Here is a 24,633-nt window from a genome sequence, read left to right as displayed (position 1 = left end):
AAAACTATAGTTTTGTTATAAAAACAATAATAGGCACCATTATACTAGCAACAAGTATTAACTCTAACAGCTTAGGTTTTTTAATGGATTCCAAATAATTAACTATAAAAACCACAGAAGGAAAAAAGGTAATCATGACCGCATTATTGTTTTCTGTAGTAACCAGAATATTAACGATTAAGCCAATTACAAATGAAAATGCAATCAATCGCATAATTATGACTTTACCAACACCAGATTTACTAAGGTTAACAAATGCTGAAAAGGCCAGCGCCATATTAAACAAGGCATAGAGTGTCATTTTTAAGCTAGTCCACCATTTTATAGGAAATATAGCGTCATAATCAACCGCAAAATCGTAATGATCTTGAATAAAACTTGGCTTATCCAACAACACTAAAATACCGTAGAGTATCATAAAAAAACAGAACCCTACAGATAATAAAACCAGCCAATTTCTTATATTTTTTGGATCATAAATATAAATAGCAGCAAAAACCAACAATAAATATAACAGAGCCCATTCATAAAATACACTCGAAATACAAATCCAAAGTCCGGCATCGAAAATTTTAAGCTTTATATTTTTCAGAGACTTAATACTTAAAAGGCGTCTCATGGCTAAAAGCAGAAAAAAGCTAGTAAAAATTGCGTTATTATCTCCTAAGGTCTCTGGGAATACAACAAATAATAGCGTAAAAAACAAAATAGCAAATGAATTGGTACCCGTGAGTTTATTACGTTTAACCACAAAGTCAACAACGAAAACACTAAAAAGAAGAATCGTTAGAATACCGATTGAAGGGGCAATTTCTACATTGCTCATCGATAAATCGAATAAGTAAAATTGAACCGACCAATAGAAAAGAAACAAAAAAACCAGAAGAATTATGAAATTCACCGGTTTTGTTTTCTCAAAAATGCTTGAAATCATCTAAGCTTTTTATATTTTTGCTGGTAAATATAGTAATAAGATGAAATCATTTTTTGAAGGTATTGCAGATTTGTTCGTAAATGTACTATTTGCACCGTTAGATTTTTTGCGTTTTACAGATAGCTGGGCATTATCAAATATCTTAAACTGGATATTTATGTTGATTGGTTCAGTTGCTTTTGTTTATTGGATGCTTGAATTGAAGAAATACAATGATACAGGAGAGGAAGATACCTCAAGTACTTCTCACTCTTACTTATAATATAAAATTAAATCAATTATCGGTTTTTAATAAATAAAACCGATAATTGATTTATACTTAAAGATCGAAACCTAGATCTTTTCTATAGTTCATTCCTTCAAAGGAAAGCTTCTCTACATTTTTATACGATTGCGCCAGTGCAGATTTAAAATCGGTACCAAAAGAAGTAATGGCCATTACTCTACCACCGTTAGTAACTACTTTACCATCTTTAAGCGTAGTACCAGCGTGAAATACCAAAGATTCGCTAATAGCATCTATACCAGAAATTTCTTTTCCTTTCTCGTAAGAACCAGGATACCCACCAGATACTGTCATAACAGTTGTTGCTGTTCTTTCATCTAGCTTTAAATCAATCTCTGATAGTTTTTGCCCAGCAACCGCATTTAACAATTCTACCATATCGTTTTGAATACGTGGTAAAACTACTTCAGTTTCTGGGTCACCCATTCTAACGTTATATTCAATAACCTTAGGATCATCACCAACTTTTATAAGTCCGATAAAAATAAAACCTTTATAAGGCATATTATCCTTTTTAAGCCCTTCTACGGTAGGTTTTACAATACGCTGCTCTATCTTATCCATAAAAGCCTTACTTGCAAAAGGAACCGGAGAAATAGCACCCATACCGCCAGTATTAAGTCCGGTATCACCCTCACCTATTCTTTTATAGTCTTTAGCTGTTGGAAGCACTTTGTAACTATCACCATCAGTTAGCACAAATACACTTAATTCAATACCATCAAGAAATTCTTCTATAACCACAGTTGCACTAGCAGCACCAAACTTCTCATCAACCAACATTGATTTTAGCTCAACCTTGGCGTCGTTTAAATCATTAAGAATAACAACACCTTTACCAGCAGCCAATCCGTCAGCTTTTAAAACGAACGGAGGATTCAGTTCTTCCAAAAATTTAAATCCGTCTTCAACAGTTTCTGCAGTAAAACTTTTATACTGAGCGGTAGGTATTTGATGACGCATCATAAATTCCTTCGCAAACTCTTTACTACCTTCTAAAGTAGCCGCCAATTTTTCAGGACCGATAACTGCAACATTTTTCAACTGAGCATCTTCTAAAAAGAAATCATGAATTCCATTTACCAAAGGATCTTCAGGACCAACCATAATAAGTTCAATGTTCTCCTTTAAAACCAATTCTTTAATAGCTTCAAAATCATTTACACCAATTGGTACATTAGTGGCAATTTTCTCAGTACCTGCGTTCCCAGGTGCAACAAATAGTTTAGAAAGTTTTTTACTTTGAGCCAATTTCCAAGCAAAAGTATGCTCACGACCACCTGATCCTAAAATTAAAATGTTCATTTTTTCAATTTTTGCAAAATTACTTTTTGCTTTTATATAACCTTATTTAGTAGAGAAATCTCTATGCTCTTTCTTTTGTAAGTCTTCATGAGACAAGGATTTAAAATAATCGTATACGATTTTAAATCATATCCATAGTCTACAAAATCAAATATTTTAAGGGCAAAAACACTATTATAATTGAGTATAATATTTAAACACCCCTAGAAAATAAAACAGTTGTTACGGTTTTAAATACAATACGTAAATCTAGAGTAATTGATCTGTTTTTAATATAATATAAATCATACTCTAGCTTCTTTATTGAATCTTCTAAATTTTCCCCGTATTTATACTTCACCTGAGCCCAACCCGTAATACCTGGTTTTATTAAATGGCGTGTTCCATAAAAAGGTACTAATGAATTTAGTTGGTTTACAAATACTTTACGTTCCGGTCGCGGTCCGATAAACTGCATATCTCCTTTTATCACTGATAATATCTGAGGTAATTCATCAATTCTAAATATTCTCAATATACGACCAAAAGGGGTTATTCTAGCATCATTTTTTACCGCCATTTTAGCTCCTTCTTTTTCGGCATTAACCACCATCGATCTAAACTTGTAAATTTTAAACTCATTACCATGAAGCCCTACTCTTTTCTGTGTATAAAACAAAGGTCCTCTATTGAAGAAAATATTTAAAATAAAAACGAATGGTATACATAACACTAATACAAGACCAACAATTAATGAAAGAATAAAATTAACTAAGAAACTAAAAATAGTATGCAAGTATCTAATTTTTCTATTTCTTAATTGTAAAATTTCATAAAAACTATCATTATGAGATTGTATTGGCAAGGCTTCATAAGTGTTTTCGTAAAATGATGTATACGATATTACTTCTTTACCTTTAAGAATGGACCTCAAAAGAATTTTTTCTAAATCATCTGGAAATTCGCTATAGTTCTTAATATTAACAATCCACGAATCTACTTTTTCAGTTGCCACTAGAAACTTCTTTCTTACTTCGCTGTGTTGATTTAAGTTATAAGTTAGCTTTACTTTATAAAAAGTTTCGACATCTTCCCCATCAATAGATGAAGTAACTTCTCTAAAATGTTTTTCAGTTTCTTTATCATATATTAATAAAACATTTCGCGTAGTCGGTATTACCCTAAAAACATTTACAAAAAAAAGTCGCCAAAGAGCTATTTCTATAGGTGTTAGAATAAGAAAAACCAACAATGGAATTCTCCAAAAACTAGTGTCAAAAAATAATACGGAAAAAATAAAAACTATGAAGACAAATAATGCAGTTATATACAAAGCTTGTGATACTACATATTTTCTTTTTAGAGTTCTTTGTAAATTATATAGATCTAAAATATAGGAAAGGGTTAAAAATGAAAATACTCCAAATAGAGTTACAACTACCTTTAATTTTAAAGATAAAAACTCAATATCAATTGCATTGCTAACAAATACATTTAGACTCGCAATAATAATTACTAAATCTCCTACTAAGAGAATAAATTTTCTCTCAATTGAATTTAAAATGGAAGGGTTTGGCATTTTATATTGTACTTATAACAATCAAATGTAACTTTTCAATTTCAAAAAAATAGCAGAAACAGTATAAAATGCAGATTTCAAAAATGATAAACCCTCGACATCTCTATATATCTGCCATTCATATTTGAGTAATTTAAATTTATTGGACGAAATTGATTCATTACCTATACGATATGATGATAGACATTGGTTTAATCCAAACCCATTAGATTTTTTTAATAATTTTAGCCAAAGTGCAAAATCTTGGCGTTTGCGAATAGCAGGCATAAATTGCTTTCCATAAAAATCAACACTATAAATTGCTGTTAAGCACCCTATTGGATTTTTGTAAAGAGCTTGACTATAGTTTACAGATAATTTACATTTCACAAGTTTATTTAGTTTACCACCAGTTTCATCAATCATATCATAATCGGTAAAAGTGAAGTGATAATCATTCTCTTTCATGAAGCTTAGTTGTTTTTCTAATTTTTCAGGATACCATATATCATCACTATCTAAAAACGCAATGTAATTACCTTGGGCCAGTTCTATAGCCTTATTTCTCGCAATACCTGCTCCACTATTAACCGATAATCTATGAAGCTTAATTCTGGCATCTTTCTGAACATATTCTTCTATAATTTGAACACTTTCATCAGTTGAGCAATCATCTACCAAAATATGTTCCCAATTAGAATATGTTTGGTTTAAAACAGATTCTATATGACAAATAATATATTGCTTACTATTAAAAACCGGTGTAACAATGGATACTAAATCACTCATTTTATTAAGTATTAAAATATCAATTTATTACTGTACTTTTCAACAACATATTGTAAAAATGTAATAGTTTCTTTTCTTCTATATTCCAATTAAACTTATCATAAACCGCCCTACGACCACGTTCTCCCATTTCTTGGGATTTATCTTTATTATGAACTAAATCCTTAATAGCCTTTCCTATTTCCTTTGGATTTTTGGGATCTACAAAATAAGCACAATCAACATGTTCAATTAATTCTCTCCAATAAGGAAAATCTGAGGCAATTACTGGTATCCCAGAAATCATATACTCGAACATTTTAACTGGGATACTGTCTAAATAACTCTTTGTGGGTTCAAGAACTACTAAGCCTGCAATAGATTTCTGTAAAGTTGTTTTGACTTGATTTCTATTTAAAAAACCGAGTTCAGCTACGTTTTTCCAACCTTCATTATCTAATGATTTCATTCTCAATTCTTCATTCTCAAATTTACCACCCAATAATAATTTAATATTATCAGTAAATTTCATTGCACTAACCATATTTAAAATTCCCCTTACTTTAGATATGGCACCAACGTAACAAACAGCATTTTCTTTCTGTATATTCTCATTACCATGACTTTCAAGTTCTTTTATTTTAGGAAAATTACATATTTGAACAACCTTAGAATTATTTTTTAAAAAACGCCTCTCCAAATTAGGTGTAACAGTTATCACTCCAGACAATTTGGAAACAACACTATCTTCATATCTTTCAATTATACCAGAGATTACTTTTCTTAAGAAAGGTGGTATATAAGCCTTGTCTAAAACTTGTCTTGGAACATCTTCATGCGAATCATATATTACAATTTTATTTTTTTTACGAAGATTTTTACCAATCTTCAATAATTCGGGATCATGAAAATGATATAAACTGGCATTTAAACTTAAAGCCTTTTCATAAGCAATAGATCTAAAGTTTAAAATACGTTTAACTCTGTTTTTAGGTTTTCCTATGTCAAATATTTGCACACCATCTACTGTCTCATTTCCATTTCCGTCTGCTACAATCAAACAAACTTCATATCCGTATTCCGTTAATGACTGACATTCCTTTACAAAAACTCTTGTGTCATATCTATTATGAACTGTAGTAATGTGACATATTCTAATCTTAGCCATACTGTTTAATAGGTTCTTTATGCAAAAATAACGTTTCAATGAATAGTAAAAGAATAAGACAAAAAACAATCTTAACCTTTTATATTTAGCTTAAAAAAACAAACCGGAGAACTCACCTACCTCTCAGATGAAAGTGATTTTGTTTTGTTTTCTCTTAAAATAAATATAGAAACAATTATTAGAAAAAAAGCACCGTGAGTCAACATAACAGTAATTAATGAAGAACTTATAAATGATAACGTCACCCTGAAATATAAACCAAAATATTTAGATGGAATCTTTAAATTATTTAGAACCATAAAAAACAGAGATACTAAAAAAATATTGATAATTACACCAATTGAATTGGCATTCATATATCCGTCAGAAATTAATCCATTGTTCGCAGACATATCTAAACGACCAAAATAACCTTGACCAATGATACGCGTACTTCTATAATCGTAAGGATAATCAATAAATTTTCCAAAAATTGATTCTGACCAATAAATAGGTGCGTCTTTAAAAAAATCCAAATAACAAATATCTAATAAAGTAGGTATAAACTGAATCCTTCTAACTGTCAGAATCCATAGATAATCAAAGGAGAAAAAGGATAAAACCAATGCTACAATCACCAGTAAATTTAAAAATAACAGCATTTTACTTACAATTTCATTATATGTGAATTTGTAAAAAATAAGTATAAAAATAAAGCCTAAATAAACAGATTTATGAGCTCCAAACATATAAAATAGTATCAATAAAATTATACTTATTAAGACAATTATTTTCTTTTTCATCTCTAAAGAAAAAACAAGTAATAAGGGTATTATAATTTTAGTGAATAGAGAATAAGTATAACCAAAATAAGGATTTTTAATACCGGCTACTTGTGCTCGAGTTTTATAAACATCTATTAATAAGAGATTTTTTAGATTTAAATATGGTCCGTAAGCTATTAAGTAAGGTATTATCCCGACTAAAGTTATTCCTAAAAATAACAATAATGTTTGCTTCCTATTAATTGTCGGCAATTTTACCAGTGATTTAATCTTAATAGAACCAATTAGTAGAAGAGCCCAAAACAACAACTGGTGGTAAATTAAAAGTTTAGTTGGGTACATCGATTTAGATGTATATGCTATTAATGAAGGAATAGTAAGTAATACCATTACTACTGTAACGATAGGGTAAATCAATCCTTTAGATTTTCTAGAAATTAATCCTTTGATATTAATAGCAAGTATAATGGTACTTATTGCAAACCTTGAGGTTGAAAAATCAAAACTTCCATCTAATTTATTAGCTATATTTACCCAATAAAAATAATGCTTAACCTCTAAATGATATAAAGTACTGAGTAGTAAATAATATAACCAAAGAGTTATTGATGGAGAAAATTTAATCTTTAGTTTCATCGAAATTTGATATTATAATACACCACCAAAAAGTAAAAAAAGAAATTCCTGAAAATCGATTAAAGTAACTCTCAAAAAAAGCATTGACAAATAACAAAACAAAAGAAGCTAGAAAAAACATACGTTCTTCTGGTTTTTCAATGCATTGCTTAAGTAAAAATATAAATAATAAAACAAATCCAATGAACCCAAGTAATCCGTTTTCTAACCAGATCTGGAAAAACTGGTTGTGGGCATTATAGCTATTTTTTAAAGGGTACTTATATCCTCTATTAAAGTAGACTTCATTTAGTTTGTCTTGTGTTTCATTAGGCCCGTATCCTATTATTGGGCTATGTTTAATTAATCTAATAGCCGCGTCCCAAGAAAGTAAGCGAGTTTTATAGTCATATCTAGCATTCTTATCGAGTAATAATTGTTCTGACCCTAGTTTTTTAAAACTTGCTTTTACTCTAGGGCTATTATAGCCCAAAACTATCATGCATAAACATAAACATATGAATGCCAATAGTTTTATAAAAATACTATACTTTAATGATAATAGTTTAATTAATAAAATTAAAGTTAAAACCAAAAAGCCAGCTTTATTCGAAATCATAAAAACAATCAGCATAAAATAAAGAATAAGACCGATGCGTACCGTTTTAAGTAAATTAATTTTTAAGAAAAGTAATATAGATATTCCTGCACATAGATAAAGTGAAAAATATACTGTTTGGTGAAAGAAAGAATAAAACCTACCAAAAAAGTAATTTCCTCCAAAAACTATAGACTCCATAAAACCTCTACCTTCTTGGACATTCGCAGTAAAACGTAATTCTCCACTATCGAAATGAATAGATTTATACGCAGCTATAAATAAGCAGGTTATTGAGGTAAATACCAATCCATATATTATTGCTAAATAAATCTTTTCTTTTTGCTTCAATGAAAACCTATTAAAAAAGAAAACTATTGGAAATATTAAAAGCGAAAGTTTGCGCTGTAAAATATCAACCGAAAAAGAAGTTAAAACCATACTAAGAGCATAGGTCAAAAATAAAAATACTGGGAATAATAATTCTAAATTATTATAAATCCGAGTTTTAAAAGATGTAATTATTGTAAGTATAACCCAAAGAATCATAGCCAATGTTCCCGCTAGAGGGTAAAATGAAAAGCTAAACGCATAAACTAAGGCCCCTAAAAAAGGTAAGTCATTTATGTTAATTCTTTGAATTGCTAATTTCATTCGGCGTTTATAAATAAAACAACAGGTTTATTTTAATAAAGTTTCTTTATTAATTACCCGCATAAAACTTAATATTTTTTTAAATGCCATTTTCTCCGTTTTTGTATTAAATGTGGAGTTATGCCATAACAAGTTGAAATTTAGATTAGTATCCGCCGCATTATTAATCAATTTATTTGCAAGTAAAATACCTTCATCAATATTCAAATTCATATAAGCCCTATTAAACATTGAAACTTCCATCATAATTAACGGCCGTATTATTAATGAAATAGGAACTCTATTTGTAGAATCATAAAAAAAATACTCACGGCTAGTGCCTGATCTAAAACCTACAGATTCAGGATAGCCTAATGTGCTGTCATACTCCATGCCTGCAGCTAACCAGTTTTTCTCTGTAATACCTGTTTGCCACCTTAAATAATGTTGCCTACCTCCCTTTATCTCCTTTGGGTGTCCTCCAGCTTTGGCATAAACCTTTTTTAGCAAATTAACTTCTTCAATTGTTTTACTTTGATTATTGTAAGAGTCATAACTTCCATGATAGCCAATTTCATGACCTCTTTCAATTATATTTCGCATAAGTTGTAAAACTTCTTCGCTTTCAATATTATAATCTCCGTCGATAGGTTTTTTGGATTTTCTAGGAATAAAATAAAAAGCCATTTTAAGACCATTTTCATCGCATTGGTCCATCATGAAGTCAAAAGTATTAAATGGATCTTTATTCATATTTCCAAAAATACTAACTGCAAAAAATGTTTTTAAGGAATTTGTAAATTGAATTATTGATTTGCGCCTAAACAAATCAGCAGCCAAACGTTTTAGTAGACCAGGAAATCTTATTCCTTTATCGCAGATGTGATCAACATCACAACTTATAAAAAACTGTGTAGTCGTTTCTTTTCTGCTTGTCATTGGCCATAATAAAACAATCTGTTGCCAAAATATTTCTATATATTGATCAACAATAGGCGTATCAATAAAGCCTTCTTTGTAAGCAATGGATGATTTTGCAGAAAACCGTAAATGTCTATCTTTTTCAGTCAACACTAGCTCTTCATACCTTGATAACATAAAAAAACTTGATCCAAAAATATCTATTCCAAATTCAGTACGATTATTTATACTAACAATTTCATTTTTTCCATAAATCACAGGTAAATTTATAGGCGATTGTTCGTCGTTCTGAAATGAAAAAACATTTAAAGGTGATTTAGGCATCGTTTCTTTAGACAACCACTCTTCATCTTTAAATTGTTCAAAAAAATCTGTATTGGTAATTAGTTTTTTATCCTCTTTTACTATTTCAATTGTAGTTAAAGAATCATCTTCAATTAAATCAAATTCAATTCCTAAAAATCTATTTAATATAAGATCAATTATATATCTTTTCTCAGATAGACATATAGAACTAGTATAAACCTTAAACATTATATTCTAAATTTAACGACCTTAGCTGGGTTGCCAACTGCAATGGCATTTTCAGGTATACTTTTAGTCACAACTGAACCCGCTCCTATTACTGCTCCATTGCCAATTACGACCCCTTTAAGTATAATTACTCCTGCACCTATCCATACATCATTTCCTATACAAATTGGTTTTTCAATATGTGGTTGGCTATTCATTGGACTACCTATTTCAATACCATGGTCTCTACTCCAAATCATAGTTTTTGGTCCAATCATAACATTGTCTCCAATAGATATATCACCTAATAAATGGCAATTTGCATTAAGGTAGAATTTAGATCCAATTTTAATATTTGGATTTCCTACCAATCTACAATACGGTTCTATAACAGCGGTGCCACTAAAGGAAACATTACTAAAAGTGGTATTGTTATAAAAATAAACACCCTTTTTTTTGAACTTTGCTTTTTTATAAAATAACCTTACTCTATTAAGTATCGTTTTAGGCATTTTTTGAAGTTATTTTCCTCATCAACAACTTAAACAAAGATACAACAGTATAAAACTGATCAACTATAAAAGGCAGCGGATCCTTTAAACGCCAAAGTGCTAATGTGCTATTTTTAAATTTTAAGTTTTCTTTAAAATATTTAAAATAATCTTTTCTAGTAAATAGATTGATTATTTCGTGTTTAAGATAGCAAAAATGAATCAATTCTTTATTTTGCTCATACTTAGGTATTGGAAGACCAATGGCATCACACCATTGGCTATACTGTAAATACACTCCAGACAAAAAACCTGTACGATGCCACATCATAGATCTTAAATTAATTTCCATAAGTTTATACTGACCATCTCGCTCATCGTATTTAAATTCTGGCTCACAAATACCATATAAAGACATTCCATTCAATAATTTTCTGCCTTGTTCTGCTATTATAGCTGGAGCCTTATTAGATGCTGAGGCAAAAACCCCATAATCATTAGGAAACTGAGTTAACTTTTTCCCTACCCATTCGTTTTCTATTCTACGCGTTTTCTCACTTCTATAGGCCGTATAAGCGTATATAGTACCGTTTGTATGACCTGGTATAATTTCCGAAGCAATAAAAGTTATTCCCTGCTCTACAAAAGGCTGAATTGTAAACTCCAACTCATTTAAATCAGATTTACTACTAATACTAATTGATCTAAAAACTTTTATTCTTAAATCTTCTCTTTTATTTGGTTTAATTATTATTGGCAACTGTAACGACCCTAATTTCGTTATATCATTTAAACCTTTTATTTCTATTGTTTTAGGAAAAGGTACGCCTAGTTTTTGACAAAATTCATATTGAATAGCCTTATCTGCAACCTGGTTTAAATTTTTATCATTAAAAGGTAAAAAACAAAATTTTTCGATTTCACTTTTTAACGTTAGTAGGTTTTCCATTTGATGATCATCGGTAGGAAATAAAACCAGTTTTTCATAGCGCTTATGTAAATTGTTTAAACTATGCAATAAATCTTCACTACCAGTACCAATTTTCAATTTCTCCTTTGGCATATTACTGAATTTACCAATCTGGCTGCCATGGTAAAGAAGAACTATATTCTCTACGCCAAAATGATGAAGCTCTTGAATAATAGAATAACCATTTACATAACCTCCTAAAATTACTGCACAGTTTTTATCCATTATATTTTCTTCAAAATTACACGTTGAATTATGTACAATAAAAGTAAATAATAAAGAAACAGACATATTGTTTGCATCCAAAGAAGATTAGAGATACTTAAATTAAACTGTTTGGAATATAATAGTATTCCTATGGTAAGCAGCATTAGACCTAATTGCCAAAAAAAAGATATCTTTTGTTTTTCAAAGACACTATTTGTAATAGTTAATGGAATTACAACAAATCTCATAAAAACAAGTGGCACCAATATTTTGGCGTATTGACCGGCAATACGCCATTCTTCTCCAAAAACAAATGCATAAAGTTCCTCAATAATAAAGTACAATGGTAAAAATAACAACATCCCAATTATTGTGAGTCTTTTTATCGCGTCGTAAAAAATACGTATTGAAACTTTTTTGTCGTCTTTATTCTTAGCTATTTTCTGAAAATATACTTGACCTATAGAATTTCCAATTAAGGTTATTGGAAATCCTAAATAACGATTGGCATATGAAAAGTGCCCCAATGAACCTAAACTATAAAATCTAGCTATGAAAAAGTTAATCAAATTTGTTGATGCTGTGTTCATGAATATAGCCCATAATGAAAATTTTGGAAAGTCAATATATCTAAAAGCAAGTGATTTTAAATCGGTTTTAGTTACTGTTTTAATCAGTGCTTTGTTTTCCAAAAATGTTCTAACCATTTTTAGATTTCCAAATAAATGTGAAGAAACTTGACCTAAAATTAAGCCGCCTGAAGTATATTTCAACACTCCCAACATAAATTGAGAAAAACTACCTCCAATAGCCTTAAAAACATTTGCAGTTGCTATTACCTTAAATTTCTTCTCTCTAGTATTATAGTAATTTAAAGCGTTAAAACTACCCATCATAAAAATACTAAGAGGAACTAGATATAACCAATACTTTAATTTTTCATCTCCTAATAATTTCGCTATCTCCTCGGGAAAACAAATAACGATAATTAGCACAAACAAAGAGAAAAATAATGTAATAAAAATAGCCAATAAAGTTAATTGAACTCCTTTTTTTCTTTCTTTAGGTAGCATTATTGCAAGTTCATAACGACCACTGGAAATAGAACTTAAAATTTGAACGATAGCAAGATATAATGCTAATCTTCCAAAATCTTCTGGAGAGTATATTCTAGAAAGAATCGGGGCAAGAAGCAAAGGTATTATTTGTGCCAAAGCTGTACCCGATGTTAACGTGAGAACATTTTTTGTAAACTCAGACTTAACTATCTTACGGAAACTCTCTCCAAGTTTTTTCAAAATCAGAAATGGTAATTATAAAAAACTGTGATATTCCCCTTTCAACCCAACAGGTTTAGAGTTTCGAATATCATGTACTATTTCAATTGCTGTTCTAGCTGCATCTACACCATAACCATTACCTGCAAGAATATCTTTATAAACCATAGTGTGCAAATCAGTGAAACCTCCACTAAATTCTAATTCTTCATTATTTATAGTAATTGATCTAAATGTAGTTTGACCTTTGTCTTTAATTTCTTTTGGTAAATAGTCTGAATTTATGGAAAGAAACCATTTAACCCTCGCATTTTCAAATTCCAAATAACCCGCTGCGCGATCTTCTTCATGAACATGCACAATATTTTCTTGAACATCTCCAAAAATCCATGAAAGCATATCATAAAAATGTACGCCAATATTAGTTGCTATTCCTCCGGATTTTGATTTGTCTCCCTTCCAAGATGTATGATACCAGTGCCCTCTTGATGTTAAATAAGTAAGGTCAACTTCAAATTTTGTATCCTTCTTCGCATTCATTACTTTTTCACGTAAAGCAATTATACTAGGGTGAACACGTAATTGAAGAATATTATAAATTTTCTTCCCTGTTTTTTCTTCAACATGTTGCAATTTATCAATGTTCCATGGATTTAGAACCAGAGGTTTTTCACAAATAGCATCAGCACCACTTCGCAAAGCAAATCGAATATGAGCATCATGTAAGTAATTAGGAGAGCAAATACTTACATAATCAAGATAAGTATCAGATTCATATTTTAATTTTTCTATATGTCTATCAAAACGCTCAAATTCAACAAAAAAATCTGCACTTGGAAAATAAGAATCAATAACCCCAACACTATCACCTTTATCAAAAGCGGTTAATAAGTTATTTCCTGTATCCTTTATGGCTTTCATATGCCTTGGAGCTATATAGCCAGCTGCTCCTATTAATGCGAAGTTTTTCATTTATAAAGTTTTTATCAAATTTGAAGTTATATATTCTATTTCGTCTTTATTTAAGTATGGGTTCATAGGTAAGCTCATGACTTCATTTGCACATATTTCACTAATTGGAAAATCACCTTTTTTATGGCCCAGATAAGAAAAACATTCTTGTAGATGCATAGGAATAGGATAATGTACAGCCGTAGGAATTCCTGCTGCTTTTAAGTTTTTTTGAACGTTTACCCTATTTTTAACTCTTACAGTATATTGTGCGTAAACTGATGTTCTATCTTCTTTAACAATTGGTGTTGACACAAAACCAGAAAGCATTTTATCATACATTTTGGCAACATTTTGTCTTCGCTCTATATCATTTTCATAATATTTGAGCTTAACATTTAAGATTGCGGCTTGCAAATTGTCAAGTCTACCTCCCATACCAATATATTTATGAGTGTACCGTTTTACTTGACCATGTACACGCATGGCTTTCATTTTCTCATAAAGCGCTTGGTCTTGAGTGAATAATGCCCCACCGTCACCGAAACAGCCCAATGGCTTTGCTGGAAAAAAACTTGTACAACCCACAGTAGACATTGAACAGCTACGTTTACCTTTGTACAATGCGCCAAAACTTTGTGCAGCATCTTCTATTACAAATAAATTGTGTTTAACTGCTATATCATTTATAGTGTTCATATCTGCCATTTGACCATAAAGGGAAACCGGCATTATAGCTTTTGTCTTCTCTGTAATTGCATCTTCAATTTTGGACGGGTCAATATTAAAAGTTTTCTCATCGATATCAACGAAAACAGGTTTTGCTCCTAAACAGGCGATAGTTTCCGCAGTCGCTATAAAAGTAAACGGAGTGGTAATTATTTCGTCTCCACCACGAATACCAAGTGCCATCATCGCTAATAATAGAGCATCTGTACCAGAAGAAACACCTAATGCATAATCACTCTTCACAAAGTCTTGTAAAGATGTTTCAAGATTATCTGTATCCTTACCTAATATATATCTTGCTGAAGACATTACATCTAATGCCGCAATTTCAAATTCAGAACTATGTTCCTGATAGGCTTTATCTAGATTGGCAAAATCAATTTTCATAAATAATCAATATTTCTATACTACTACTTAATTCTATATACCTTTTCGTTCTCCAATCTATATTCCTGTTTACTTTCAGAGCAAATAGCAGAATTATTATTAGAAAACTCTAATCGATGCCCATATTCGCTTACCCAACCAATTTGCTTACCAGGATTACCTACTATTAGGGCATAATCGGCAACTTCTTTCGTTACAACTGCGCCAGCACCAATTAAACAATATTTTCCAATAGGATTCCCACAAACAATTGTGGCATTGGCACCAATAGAAGCACCTTTTTTTACTAATGTTTTTTGATAACTATCTCGTCGAATTATGGCACTTCTTGGGTTAATGACATTAGTAAAAACCATTGATGGTCCAAGAAAAACATCATCCTCACAAATTACACCAGTATATATTGATACATTGTTCTGAACCTTAACATTATTACCCAAAATAACTTTTGGTGAGACAACCACATTCTGTCCAATATTACACTTCTCCCCAATTTTACAATTAGGCATAATGTGCGAAAAGTGCCAAATTTTAGTTTCTTTTCCTATTTCACAACCATCGTCTATAACAGCAGTTTCGTGTGAAAAGTAATTGGTTTCCGTCATAGACCATTAAATTTGTTAATTGAAATGTTAGACTTTTTACGAATGTAAATATTTAACATGTATTAATTCCAAGAATCAAAATAAAATGAAAAGAAAACAATTTATTTTGATTGATTTTCCAAAGAAAAATCAACCTTAGAAATTACGTTACTCTTTTTCAATCCACTTTTAAATAAACCTACATTTAATTTTTCAACATTTATAATATCGCTATCAATCTCACGACTAACATAGTATCCATTGCTTGTAGGTAAAACTTTAGGATGAAAGTCAAAATTTTCAAAAGTTTTTTTATCGAGTTCTATTTCTTTAGGGTGTAGGTGTACATAAAATTTATATTTGGATAGCAAATCGAAATTATTGCTTTTATCAAATTCTAATATTAATTCACTTTTGCCGTTTATACTTTTAAGAAGATAGGCATGCCTAACTTTAAGATCATTAAAGAGATTTAAGTTTTTTCCAATTTCAATAGTAAATTCGCTTTCTTTATTAGTCAATGTATCATATAAATAGAACTCTTTCTTAAGCTTCATCCTATCTATCCAGTAACTAGAGTTTTTATCTATTTTTTGAATTAAATATTTAGATTTTAAAAGTCTTCCCAAATAGGTGCTAACTTGAACTGCACCATAGTAACTAGTATGTTGATAAGAAATAAATCCATTTTCAAAACTTTTTTTCTCTATTCCAATTTTATCGGAAATAACATTAAAATCTATAAAATTTTCTGGCTCTGGTAGTACATTTTGAATCGTCTTAAATTTTTCTACATAAGTTGGATTAAGTATATCGCTATACTTAGGGCTCATAACATATAGTATCTTAAATTTTTCCTTTTTAGATAAATCATTTATCTTTTGCAAGTATTTATTATCATTCTTACTAATTACATACTTGGACATATCAGAAAACTCTTGTTCCTCATATTTCTTTGCTGTTTTGTTATTCATTTCGCTTTTTCTTGGAGAAAAGCCCCTAAAATCTAAATATTTTTTTAGTTCAATTCTTTCTAAATTTGTATTTATAATCTCTGAATCTTTCCAATTATTATGATTTCTAAAAAACGAAAACATACTATTGAAAAAATCATCAGTTGGTCTTTGAGCGAGAACAGCTTGAATTTTATTTAAGGAAAAGCGCATTCCATCAAGGTTAGAATAAACTCTATAATCTCCCTTTTCAGATTTCCAACTACTACCTGTTAAAGTGGAGAGCTGAATAATTACAATTTTGGGTCTTTGAAACTTTAAAGCTTCATTTAAATTATAATATACCTGTTCTATATTTTGAGAGTTACTGGCAAGTATAAAACTATTTGTTTTACAAATTACATCAATTATATTGGGGTCATAGGTAGAATAAGCATGCGAATTACCTAAAACAAGTATATCTAAACTTTTTTTCGGTAATTTATAAAAGCTTTCCCAACGTTGTTGTATATCATCAAATTCAGTAAAAATTTTCTGTGTTGAGGAAAAAACATATCCAAAAACAACTAAGAAACTTACTACTGATAATAATTTAAAACTGAAAGTATATAAATTGTGCTTTCTCATTACTACCATAATAACCAAAAATCAAAATAAAAATTATCATACATAAATACAACGACCATCTAATAGGTAACCATTGATTTTTAATCCAAAAAGTAATATTATAACTGCGTTGAATTAAATGAACCGTTAATAGTATTAACAAACTTATAAGAGCAATGCTAAAATCTTCTTTATCTAAACCTAGATTAAATAGTTCCTGCCCAAATAAAGTACTCCAATTTTGTACAAAAAGATGCTTAATTATATAAAATGCATCATTAACAGTGTTTGCTCGAAAAAAAATCCATGCAAAACATACCAATAAAAATGTTTTACTTACTTGAAAGAACTTAAAAGAAAAACTATCATAGTTCAGGTTGAATTTATTTAGAACACGCTTTGAAAGAGGAGAAGTAATTTCCTCAATAATCAGATATGCACCATGTAAACCACCCCATATTGCAAATGTCCAATTGGCACCATGCCATAGACCACTTACTAAAAAGACAATTGCAATATTTCTATAAACTTTAATTTTTCCTACTTTACTGCCTCCAAGCGGAAAATAAACATAATCTCGAAACCAAGTCGATAAAGATATATGCCAACGCCTCCAAAATTCACGTAGGGATTTAGAAAAATATGGTCTATCAAAATTCCTCATTAGATCAAAACCCAAAACTTTTGCAGAACCAATGGCTATATCTGAATAACCTGAGAAATCACAAAATATCTGGAAAGCAAAAAAGAAAGTCGCTAGAATATATTGAACTCCTACATAATCCGTTGGGGCATTGTAAACGGTATTTGTAATTACAGCAAGTCTATCGGCTATAACTACCTTTTGAAAATAACCCCATAACATTAACAACAGACCTGATTTGATTCTTTCAAAATCAAATTTTTTAATTAATTTAAATTGTGGCAATAAACTTGTCGATCTTTCTATAGGACCCGCAACTAATTGAGGGAAAAAAGAAACAAACAATGCATAAATACCAAAGTGCTTTTCGGGTTTTAGTTTACCTCTATAAACATCCATAGTATAACCTAGAGCTTGAAAGGTATAAAAGGATATACCCACCGGTAGTAATATATTATATTCATGTTTAGTCCAAGCAAATCCCAATGTTTTTCCAAGTTCAGCTATATTATCATCGATAAAATCATAATATTTATAAAAAAACAAAAGTGAAAGATTGGAAATAAAACTAATAGCTACAAATATCTTTTTCTTCCGTAAATTAAGCTCGAAGTTATCAGAATTTTCATTTATCCGCCCTATGAAAATACCGCTTAAATACGTAATTACTGTAGAAGAAAATATTAGTAAGGCATAAGAAGGACTCCAGCTCATGTAAAAGTAATAACTTACCAATAAGAGCCAAAACCATTTAATTTTTTTAGATAATAAAAAAAAAATTAAAGTAACAACTGGAAAAAAAATAAGATAATTCTCAGAATTGAATAGCATTTACGTTTTAATTATGAGAATAGTCAATTATTTTTATAAGACTACAGAAAAAAGCATTCAAATTATTAATAGTCTTTTCGGCCTAATACACTGTATTTAGGTCTAATAGCAAATGTACGATAATTCTTCGCTTTTTCAAGCAGCACTTTATTTGATAAATTATTATCTACCAATATTTTCTTTGCGAACTGAAACCAATTAAGTACTATACCATCAGTAAAATGAATAATTCCAATAAATTTATTCTGATTTGATATCATTTTTAATACTTTCAGAGCTAAATTATTTGCATTTGTAGGACAACCAGTTTGTTCGTCGGTTACTGAAAGATTTTCCCCTGCCTTCGCTTTACTCAAAATTGTAGTATAAAAATTCTTCCCAAATTCTGAATATAACCAGGAAGTTCTAATAATAGAATAATCTTCCATTATCTCTTGAATATATTTTTCTCCTAATAATTTAGATTTGCCATATTCATTAATTGGATTTGGAATGTCATCTATTGTATAAGGTTTATTTGTCTCGCCATCAAATACATAATCCGTAGAAATATGTATTAGTCGTGTATCGTTTTCACTACATATTAATGCAAGATTTTTAACCCCCTCTGCATTGACCTTATAAGCAATATCTGGGGTTTTCTCGGCTTGCTCAACGTCTGTATAGGCGGCACAATTTATACAATAATCAAAATCATCTACTGCAAAAAAAGATCTCATTTGCTCCTTATTCGTAATATCCAAGTCTTTGGAATTCTTAAAAACAAAAGTATAGTTCTTATAGTTAGGAGCAATTTTCTGTAAGCACTGCCCAAGCTGGCCATTTGCGCCTGTTACTAATACCTTCTTCATACTATCATTTCTTTGAAACTAGGCAAAACCAAATCTTTATCTGAAATTATTAATTCTGACAAGGGATAATTCCAATCTATAGCCAAATCAGGATCATTATATAAAATGCCCGACTCTTGATCAGGGTTATAATAGTCATCACATAAATAATTGAACACCACTTGATCGGTAAGAGCTAAAAAACCGTGAGCCATACCTTTTGGTATAAAAATACTTTTTTTATTTGTCTCAGATAAGTTTATCTTAATGTGTTGTCCATATGATGCGCTATCTGACCTAACATCAACGATAACATCAACTACCTTACCTTTTTGTACAGAAACTAACTTTGCTTGCGCGCTATCTCCTGTTTGAAAATGTAAGCCCCTTAAAACTCCTTTCTTAGAGATAGATGTGTTCTCTTGTACAAAATCTACTTCATACCCTAAAAAACTTTCAAGTTCCTTTTTTTTAAAGACCTCAAAAAAGACACCTCTATTATCTTCAAAAATTTGAGGCTCTAGAATTAAACAACCCTTTAGCTTGGTTTCGGTTATTTTCATTTAATCATATTCATTAAATATTCCCCATAACCGCTCTTTAACAAAGGTTTTGCTAGTTTTTCAAGTTGCTTTTCATCAATAAAGCCCTGAGTAAAAGCTACTTCTTCTATACAACCAATTTTTAATCCTTGTCTCTCTTCTATTACTTGAACAAATTGAGAAGCTTGCATTAGAGAACTGAATGTACCGGTATCAAGCCATGCAATTCCCTTATCAAGAACGCTTACTTGTAACTTTCCCTTTTCTAAATAAGCAACATTAACATCTGTAATTTCTAATTCACCTCTACTGCTAGGTTCTATGTTTTCTGCAATTTCAATTACTTCATTGTCATAAAAATAAATTCCTGGAATGGCGTAATTAGATTTAGGGGTTTTAGGTTTTTCAACAATTGAAATAGCTTTCCCCTTAGCATCAAACTCTACGACACCGTATCTTCTGGGATTATTAACGTGATATCCGTAGATAACACCCCCGTCTGGCTTATAATTTTCTTTCAACAATTTTTCAAGACCATTACCATAAAAGATATTATCACCAAGTATCAATGCTACTTTGCTTGAGCCAATAAATTTTTTCCCTATAATAAATGCTTCTGCTAGTCCCTTGGGTTCTGATTGAACGGCATATTCAAATCTACAACCCAACTGACTACCGTCTGAAAGTAACTTTTTAAATAAAGGTAAATCTTCTGGAGTAGTAATGATTAAAATTTCGCGAATGCCTGTTGTCATCAAAGTAGACAAGGGGTAATATATCATTGGTTTATCATAAATAGGCATGAGTTGCTTACTTAAAGCCTTTGTCAATGGCCATAAACGTGATCCAGTACCACCTGCGAGTATGATTCCTTTCATATATTAGAGTTGATATTTTTTTAAATACCATTCTACAGTTTTCTCTAGACCAGTATCAAAGCTTTCATTGGCATTCCAACTTAGTTCTTTTGAAGCCTTTGACGCATCAATTGCATACCTAAAATCATGTCCTAAGCGATCTTCAACAAATTGAATCTGATCACTATAACTTCCATTATTTTTTGGGCTTTTTACATCTAAAATATCACAAATTTTATTTGCTATAGTTAGATTATCATATTCATTATTTCCTCCTAATAAATAAGTTTCTCCTGCTTTTCCCTTATGGTAAATAGTGTCTATACCTGTACAATGATCATTAACAAACAACCAATCCCTTATGTTTTTTCCATTTCCATATATAGGAATCTTTAGACCTTTTATGGCTGACCTAATAATTGTGGGAATCAATTTTTCATCATGCTGTTTTGGCCCATAATTATTAGAACAATTGCTGGTCACTACGTTCATACCATACGTATGATAATAGCTTCTAACCAAAAAATCCGAAGATGCTTTAGATGCGCTGTAAGGGCTGTTAGGTCGATAATTCGATGTCTCTGTAAAAAATCCATCTTGCCCTAATGAACCATACACCTCATCAGTAGAAATGTGATGAAATCTATAATTCTTCCCGTTCCAATATTTTCTAGCAGCCTCTAATAAATTAAAAGTACCCTCAATATTTGTTTTTATAAATTGTCTAGGAGAATTAATAGAGTTATCTACATGAGATTCCGCTGCGAAATTTATTACACCAGAAATATTATACTTCTCAAATAATTGCTTTACCAAAACATCATCGCATATATCGCCATTAACAAATGTATAATTAGGATTGAGATTTACTTCCAGAAGATTATCTAAATCTCCTGCATAAGTTAATACATCTAAATTTACGACTTTGATACTAGGATTTTTATCTAAAAAGAAAGGTATAAAGTTGCTTCCTATAAAACCAGCGCCACCAGTAATTAAAATTGTCTTGTTAGATTGGTGGTCAACCATAAATTACAATATAGTTTTTGCTTTTTTGTTTAAATATATTAGTGCCGACAAGATGAAGAAAGCCGAAATAAATATTATAGGAATCAAAACAATACTTTTACCAAAAAAAGATTTATGTTCTATTTGAGCTTGCCCCAAATTAATAATACTTACTGGTAATGTTCGCTCCTTCAATTCTAACTTCTTAGCTTCAATATCTCTTATAAGTCTCGTCTTATATTCAAATAAATCAGCAATGTTTACTTGTTCTTGATTATCTAAAATAATTTTTTCATTCGAAGAAATCTTCTCTTTACCAGCTAGCCCACTCGTATAATTAGTTATAATTTGATCTACTTGAACTAATAGTTTTTGATTCTCCTCGATACGATTTTTTGCGTTACCATTATAAACTTCAAGAAGACCATTAAAATAAGTATTAGTATTAATATAATTCAATACTTTTTCGGCAAATTGTTTACCAAAAGTTGCATCCTTATAATAAAAAGTAATCCTATGATTAAATGAACTTTTATTCTGCAACTCAGCTCTAACTATATCTGAAATTGCGTTAGTGTTTTCAAAACTTTGCAGCAATTCTAAATATTTAATATCATTTTCTGTATTACCTATTTCTACAACACGATTAATCTCTACATTTAAGCCCTTGAAATCAATATTTTCAACACCTATAGATTTAAAAAATAAAGTGTCCTTTGATTTTATATTAGATTGAATTTCACTTACAACATCATACAAGTAGTTTTTACTTTCTATTTGCGGTTTGACAATCACCTCTGTTTTATACTTTTTGGAAATAATTTGGTTTAAACCGTAACCAATTGCAAGTCCAACAACTACTAGACCAATAAGTAAAAGCATGTTCTTTTTAAGGTATAAGAATACTCTTAGAATCCAACGAAAAATAGCATTAAAGCCCCTTCCTATTAATTGAAATAATTGTCCCAAATCAATTTCATCGGAATTGTTTTGTGTAGATGGTGTTTGATTACTTGCCATTTATGTATTAAAAATTTGCTTTAAAATTTTATCAGTAATTAAGTATGTAGGTTTTACTCCTGTTGTACCTAATCCTCCTGAAGCTAATGTACTTCCTGTTTCTAAAGGGTTATCTGATGCATAATAAGCATAACGTACTTTTACATCTTCACCTATACTCTTTCTAATTTTAGAGGCAGACTGTATTGCTTTTTGGTAATGCACACCTTCCATCTCTAAACCGATTACATTCCAAGTTGATTTATGAAAGAACTTAAGAATATCTTTGTTTTGAAGAGATGTTCCTAAAACTGTCACCATAGTTCCTTCAAAAACCTCTAAACCGTAACCTTCAAAGTCTTTGGCACACAATTCATTTTTAAAAGGATAATTATCTGCTGTACCTTCAAAAATATGTGCTGACGGAATCATTAAATCTCCTTTTCCGCCTTCCAAAATACCTGCTTTTCCCATTATTGAAACAGAATCAACATTTATCAAAGACACATTGTTCTTTTTAGTATTGTACGGTTTCAATAACTCATCAATTGTTTCATAAGCTTGCTCGCCAAATGCGTAATCCATTACAAATATAACAGGTTTTTTATCAACCTCTTCTTCAGAAAATTCATACGAACAATTGTTGATCTTAATTTTTGCCGTATCAAAAATCTGTACATCTATATTTGTTCCAGAGGTATCATCCATAATAATCATACCATTCTTCTCGGCCAGGTCGGTAACTTTCTTCCTTAGTGCCGCATTACCAGAACTACTAAGTGCTTCAAAAATTTCTAATGAGTCTGTATTTGGGAACTCCTTTTTTAAGGCTGCCTTCGCAAATAATGAATTCATGACACTATGCATATTCGCAGAGATAATATGAATTGGTCTATGCATCAGGTTGTTTTTGGTTAAAACCTCCTTTATGTTATTTGCCCATCTTTCTCCATGAATATGATGCCCTAAACGCTCTCTCAGCAAAGCACTAAATGTAACTGCTCTTTTTTCACCTGAGATTTCTTCGTCTAAAGCTAGTTTGCCTAACCAATAAATAACATTTAGAAATCTATCTGGATTACTTTTAGTGCTGAACTTTTTATAGACTTCTAAAATTTCTTCAAAAGACCTACCTAAAATGTTAGCTGTATGTATAAGTGCAATTTCTCTCTCTGCCTGGGTCAAATCCTCTTTTTGAACCGCAGCTTCAAGTTTAGCCCAATCTCTTATCGTTCTTTCTGTATCTGTTATTAAAACACGCTTACATATTTTCTCAGATTCAATGAACAGAAAAGTAAGGTGCGTAAGAATATCATAGATATCTGAACGACCTCTAGTGATTTCAATATTCATCTGCTCTTCGTCTATACGATAGCAGTTTCTCCTTCTTTTTGGCGGAATGATCGGGTTTATATGAGAAATACCATACCCTTCATCTGAAGTTAAATTTATGAATGAACATTGTTCTATTCCTTCAGGTAATCTTTCTAAAACGTATATAAGTCCGTTTAATTCAGCTTTCTCTTCCCCTACAGAGCCATATATTTCTGGTCTTAGTTGCAGTAAGGCATTTTTCAATGCTTCACCTGAAACTCCGTTTGGTTTATAAAAACCTCTATTAAAAAGATGACGCATAGTAATATACATGCGTTCTATGGCATTTGTAGACTCTTGCGCTCTTGTTGTTGTAATTGCTTTTCCCATTTATGATTTCAAACGAAATTAC

At 30.5% G+C, this 24,633-nt stretch carries 23 protein-coding genes; 1 reads left to right on the top strand and 22 read right to left on the bottom strand.

What is annotated here, in order from left to right; genetic code table 11:
- Positions 1-4 precede the first annotated feature (4 nt).
- Positions 5-826, bottom strand: coding sequence for a DUF6427 family protein (locus UH1x_RS08990; protein WP_482626266.1), 822 nt, complete (start codon positions 824-826; stop codon positions 5-7).
- A 148-nt stretch (positions 827-974) separates the two neighbouring features.
- On the opposite strand from UH1x_RS08990, the gene UH1x_RS08985 reads away from it, so the two are divergent.
- Positions 975-1,196, top strand: coding sequence for a DUF6341 family protein (locus UH1x_RS08985; protein WP_482626265.1), 222 nt, complete (start codon positions 975-977; stop codon positions 1,194-1,196).
- Positions 1,197-1,253: 57 nt separating this feature from the next.
- Here UH1x_RS08985 and purD read toward each other — a convergent pair whose 3' ends face one another.
- From purD to UH1x_RS08880, 21 genes are all read right to left on the bottom strand, one after another.
- The gene (gene purD / locus UH1x_RS08980) at positions 1,254-2,525 is read right to left on the bottom strand and encodes a phosphoribosylamine--glycine ligase (protein ID WP_482626264.1); all 1,272 of its coding nucleotides are present in this window, start codon (positions 2,523-2,525) and stop codon (positions 1,254-1,256) included.
- A gap of 193 nt (positions 2,526-2,718) precedes the next feature.
- Complete coding sequence (locus tag UH1x_RS08975; RefSeq protein ID WP_482626263.1) at positions 2,719-4,083, bottom strand: sugar transferase; 1,365 nt, start codon at positions 4,081-4,083, stop codon at positions 2,719-2,721.
- 21 nt (positions 4,084-4,104) lie between these two features.
- On the bottom strand, positions 4,105-4,851 hold the full coding sequence (locus UH1x_RS08970) for a glycosyltransferase family 2 protein (protein WP_482626262.1): 747 nt from the start codon (positions 4,849-4,851) through the stop codon (positions 4,105-4,107).
- A 19-nt stretch (positions 4,852-4,870) separates the two neighbouring features.
- Complete coding sequence (locus UH1x_RS08965) at positions 4,871-5,998, bottom strand: glycosyltransferase family 4 protein (protein ID WP_482626261.1); 1,128 nt, start codon at positions 5,996-5,998, stop codon at positions 4,871-4,873.
- 116 nt (positions 5,999-6,114) lie between these two features.
- Complete coding sequence (locus UH1x_RS08960) at positions 6,115-7,398, bottom strand: hypothetical protein (RefSeq protein ID WP_482626260.1); 1,284 nt, start codon at positions 7,396-7,398, stop codon at positions 6,115-6,117.
- On the bottom strand, positions 7,382-8,629 hold the full coding sequence (locus UH1x_RS08955) for an O-antigen ligase family protein (protein ID WP_482626259.1): 1,248 nt from the start codon (positions 8,627-8,629) through the stop codon (positions 7,382-7,384). Before UH1x_RS08955 ends, UH1x_RS08960 begins: the two co-directional genes overlap by 17 nt.
- Before the next feature lie 27 nt (positions 8,630-8,656).
- Complete coding sequence (locus UH1x_RS08950) at positions 8,657-10,063, bottom strand: polysaccharide deacetylase family protein (RefSeq protein ID WP_482626258.1); 1,407 nt, start codon at positions 10,061-10,063, stop codon at positions 8,657-8,659.
- Complete coding sequence (locus UH1x_RS08945) at positions 10,063-10,554, bottom strand: DapH/DapD/GlmU-related protein (RefSeq protein ID WP_482626257.1); 492 nt, start codon at positions 10,552-10,554, stop codon at positions 10,063-10,065. Before UH1x_RS08945 ends, UH1x_RS08950 begins: the two co-directional genes overlap by 1 nt.
- Positions 10,547-11,728 (bottom strand): hypothetical protein, encoded by a 1,182-nt coding sequence (locus UH1x_RS08940; RefSeq protein WP_482626256.1) that lies wholly within the window; start codon positions 11,726-11,728, stop codon positions 10,547-10,549. The genes UH1x_RS08945 and UH1x_RS08940 overlap by 8 nt, the downstream gene beginning before the upstream one ends.
- Positions 11,728-13,008: a lipopolysaccharide biosynthesis protein gene (locus UH1x_RS08935; protein WP_482626255.1), complete on the bottom strand. Its 1,281-nt coding sequence runs from the start codon at positions 13,006-13,008 to the stop codon at positions 11,728-11,730. The genes UH1x_RS08940 and UH1x_RS08935 overlap by 1 nt, the downstream gene beginning before the upstream one ends.
- Positions 13,009-13,023: 15 nt before the next feature.
- Positions 13,024-13,959, bottom strand: coding sequence for a Gfo/Idh/MocA family protein (locus UH1x_RS08930; protein ID WP_482626254.1), 936 nt, complete (start codon positions 13,957-13,959; stop codon positions 13,024-13,026).
- Entirely contained in the window at positions 13,960-15,054 is a 1,095-nt protein-coding gene (locus UH1x_RS08925; protein WP_482626253.1) for a DegT/DnrJ/EryC1/StrS family aminotransferase, read from the bottom strand.
- Between the two features lie 23 nt (positions 15,055-15,077).
- The gene (locus UH1x_RS08920) at positions 15,078-15,659 is read right to left on the bottom strand and encodes an acyltransferase (protein WP_482626252.1); all 582 of its coding nucleotides are present in this window, start codon (positions 15,657-15,659) and stop codon (positions 15,078-15,080) included.
- Between the two features lie 101 nt (positions 15,660-15,760).
- Positions 15,761-17,218, bottom strand: coding sequence for a hypothetical protein (locus tag UH1x_RS08915; RefSeq protein ID WP_482626251.1), 1,458 nt, complete (start codon positions 17,216-17,218; stop codon positions 15,761-15,763).
- Entirely contained in the window at positions 17,184-18,554 is a 1,371-nt protein-coding gene (locus UH1x_RS08910) for an MBOAT family O-acyltransferase (RefSeq protein WP_482626250.1), read from the bottom strand. Before UH1x_RS08910 ends, UH1x_RS08915 begins: the two co-directional genes overlap by 35 nt.
- Before the next feature lie 182 nt (positions 18,555-18,736).
- Positions 18,737-19,522 (bottom strand): dTDP-4-dehydrorhamnose reductase, encoded by a 786-nt coding sequence (gene rfbD / locus UH1x_RS08905; RefSeq protein WP_482626249.1) that lies wholly within the window; start codon positions 19,520-19,522, stop codon positions 18,737-18,739.
- Positions 19,519-20,064 (bottom strand): dTDP-4-dehydrorhamnose 3,5-epimerase, encoded by a 546-nt coding sequence (gene rfbC / locus UH1x_RS08900; protein WP_482626248.1) that lies wholly within the window; start codon positions 20,062-20,064, stop codon positions 19,519-19,521. The genes rfbD and rfbC overlap by 4 nt, the downstream gene beginning before the upstream one ends.
- A complete protein-coding gene (gene rfbA / locus UH1x_RS08895; protein WP_482626247.1) occupies positions 20,061-20,921 on the bottom strand; it encodes a glucose-1-phosphate thymidylyltransferase RfbA in 861 nt (286 codons plus the stop codon). The genes rfbC and rfbA overlap by 4 nt, the downstream gene beginning before the upstream one ends.
- Positions 20,922-20,924: 3 nt before the next feature.
- Positions 20,925-21,929, bottom strand: a complete 1,005-nt coding sequence (gene rfbB / locus UH1x_RS08890) for a dTDP-glucose 4,6-dehydratase (RefSeq protein ID WP_482626246.1) — start codon at positions 21,927-21,929, stop codon at positions 20,925-20,927.
- A 3-nt stretch (positions 21,930-21,932) separates the two neighbouring features.
- Complete coding sequence (locus tag UH1x_RS08885) at positions 21,933-22,928, bottom strand: hypothetical protein (RefSeq protein WP_482626245.1); 996 nt, start codon at positions 22,926-22,928, stop codon at positions 21,933-21,935.
- Complete coding sequence (locus UH1x_RS08880) at positions 22,929-24,611, bottom strand: DUF6909 family protein (RefSeq protein ID WP_482626244.1); 1,683 nt, start codon at positions 24,609-24,611, stop codon at positions 22,929-22,931.
- Positions 24,612-24,633: the final 22 nt, after the last annotated feature.

The sequence above is a fragment of the Maribacter sp. UH1 genome (assembly GCF_056839145.1).
Note: the sequence above shows the minus strand (reverse complement) of the source record. Positions and strands in the feature narration are given on the sequence as shown.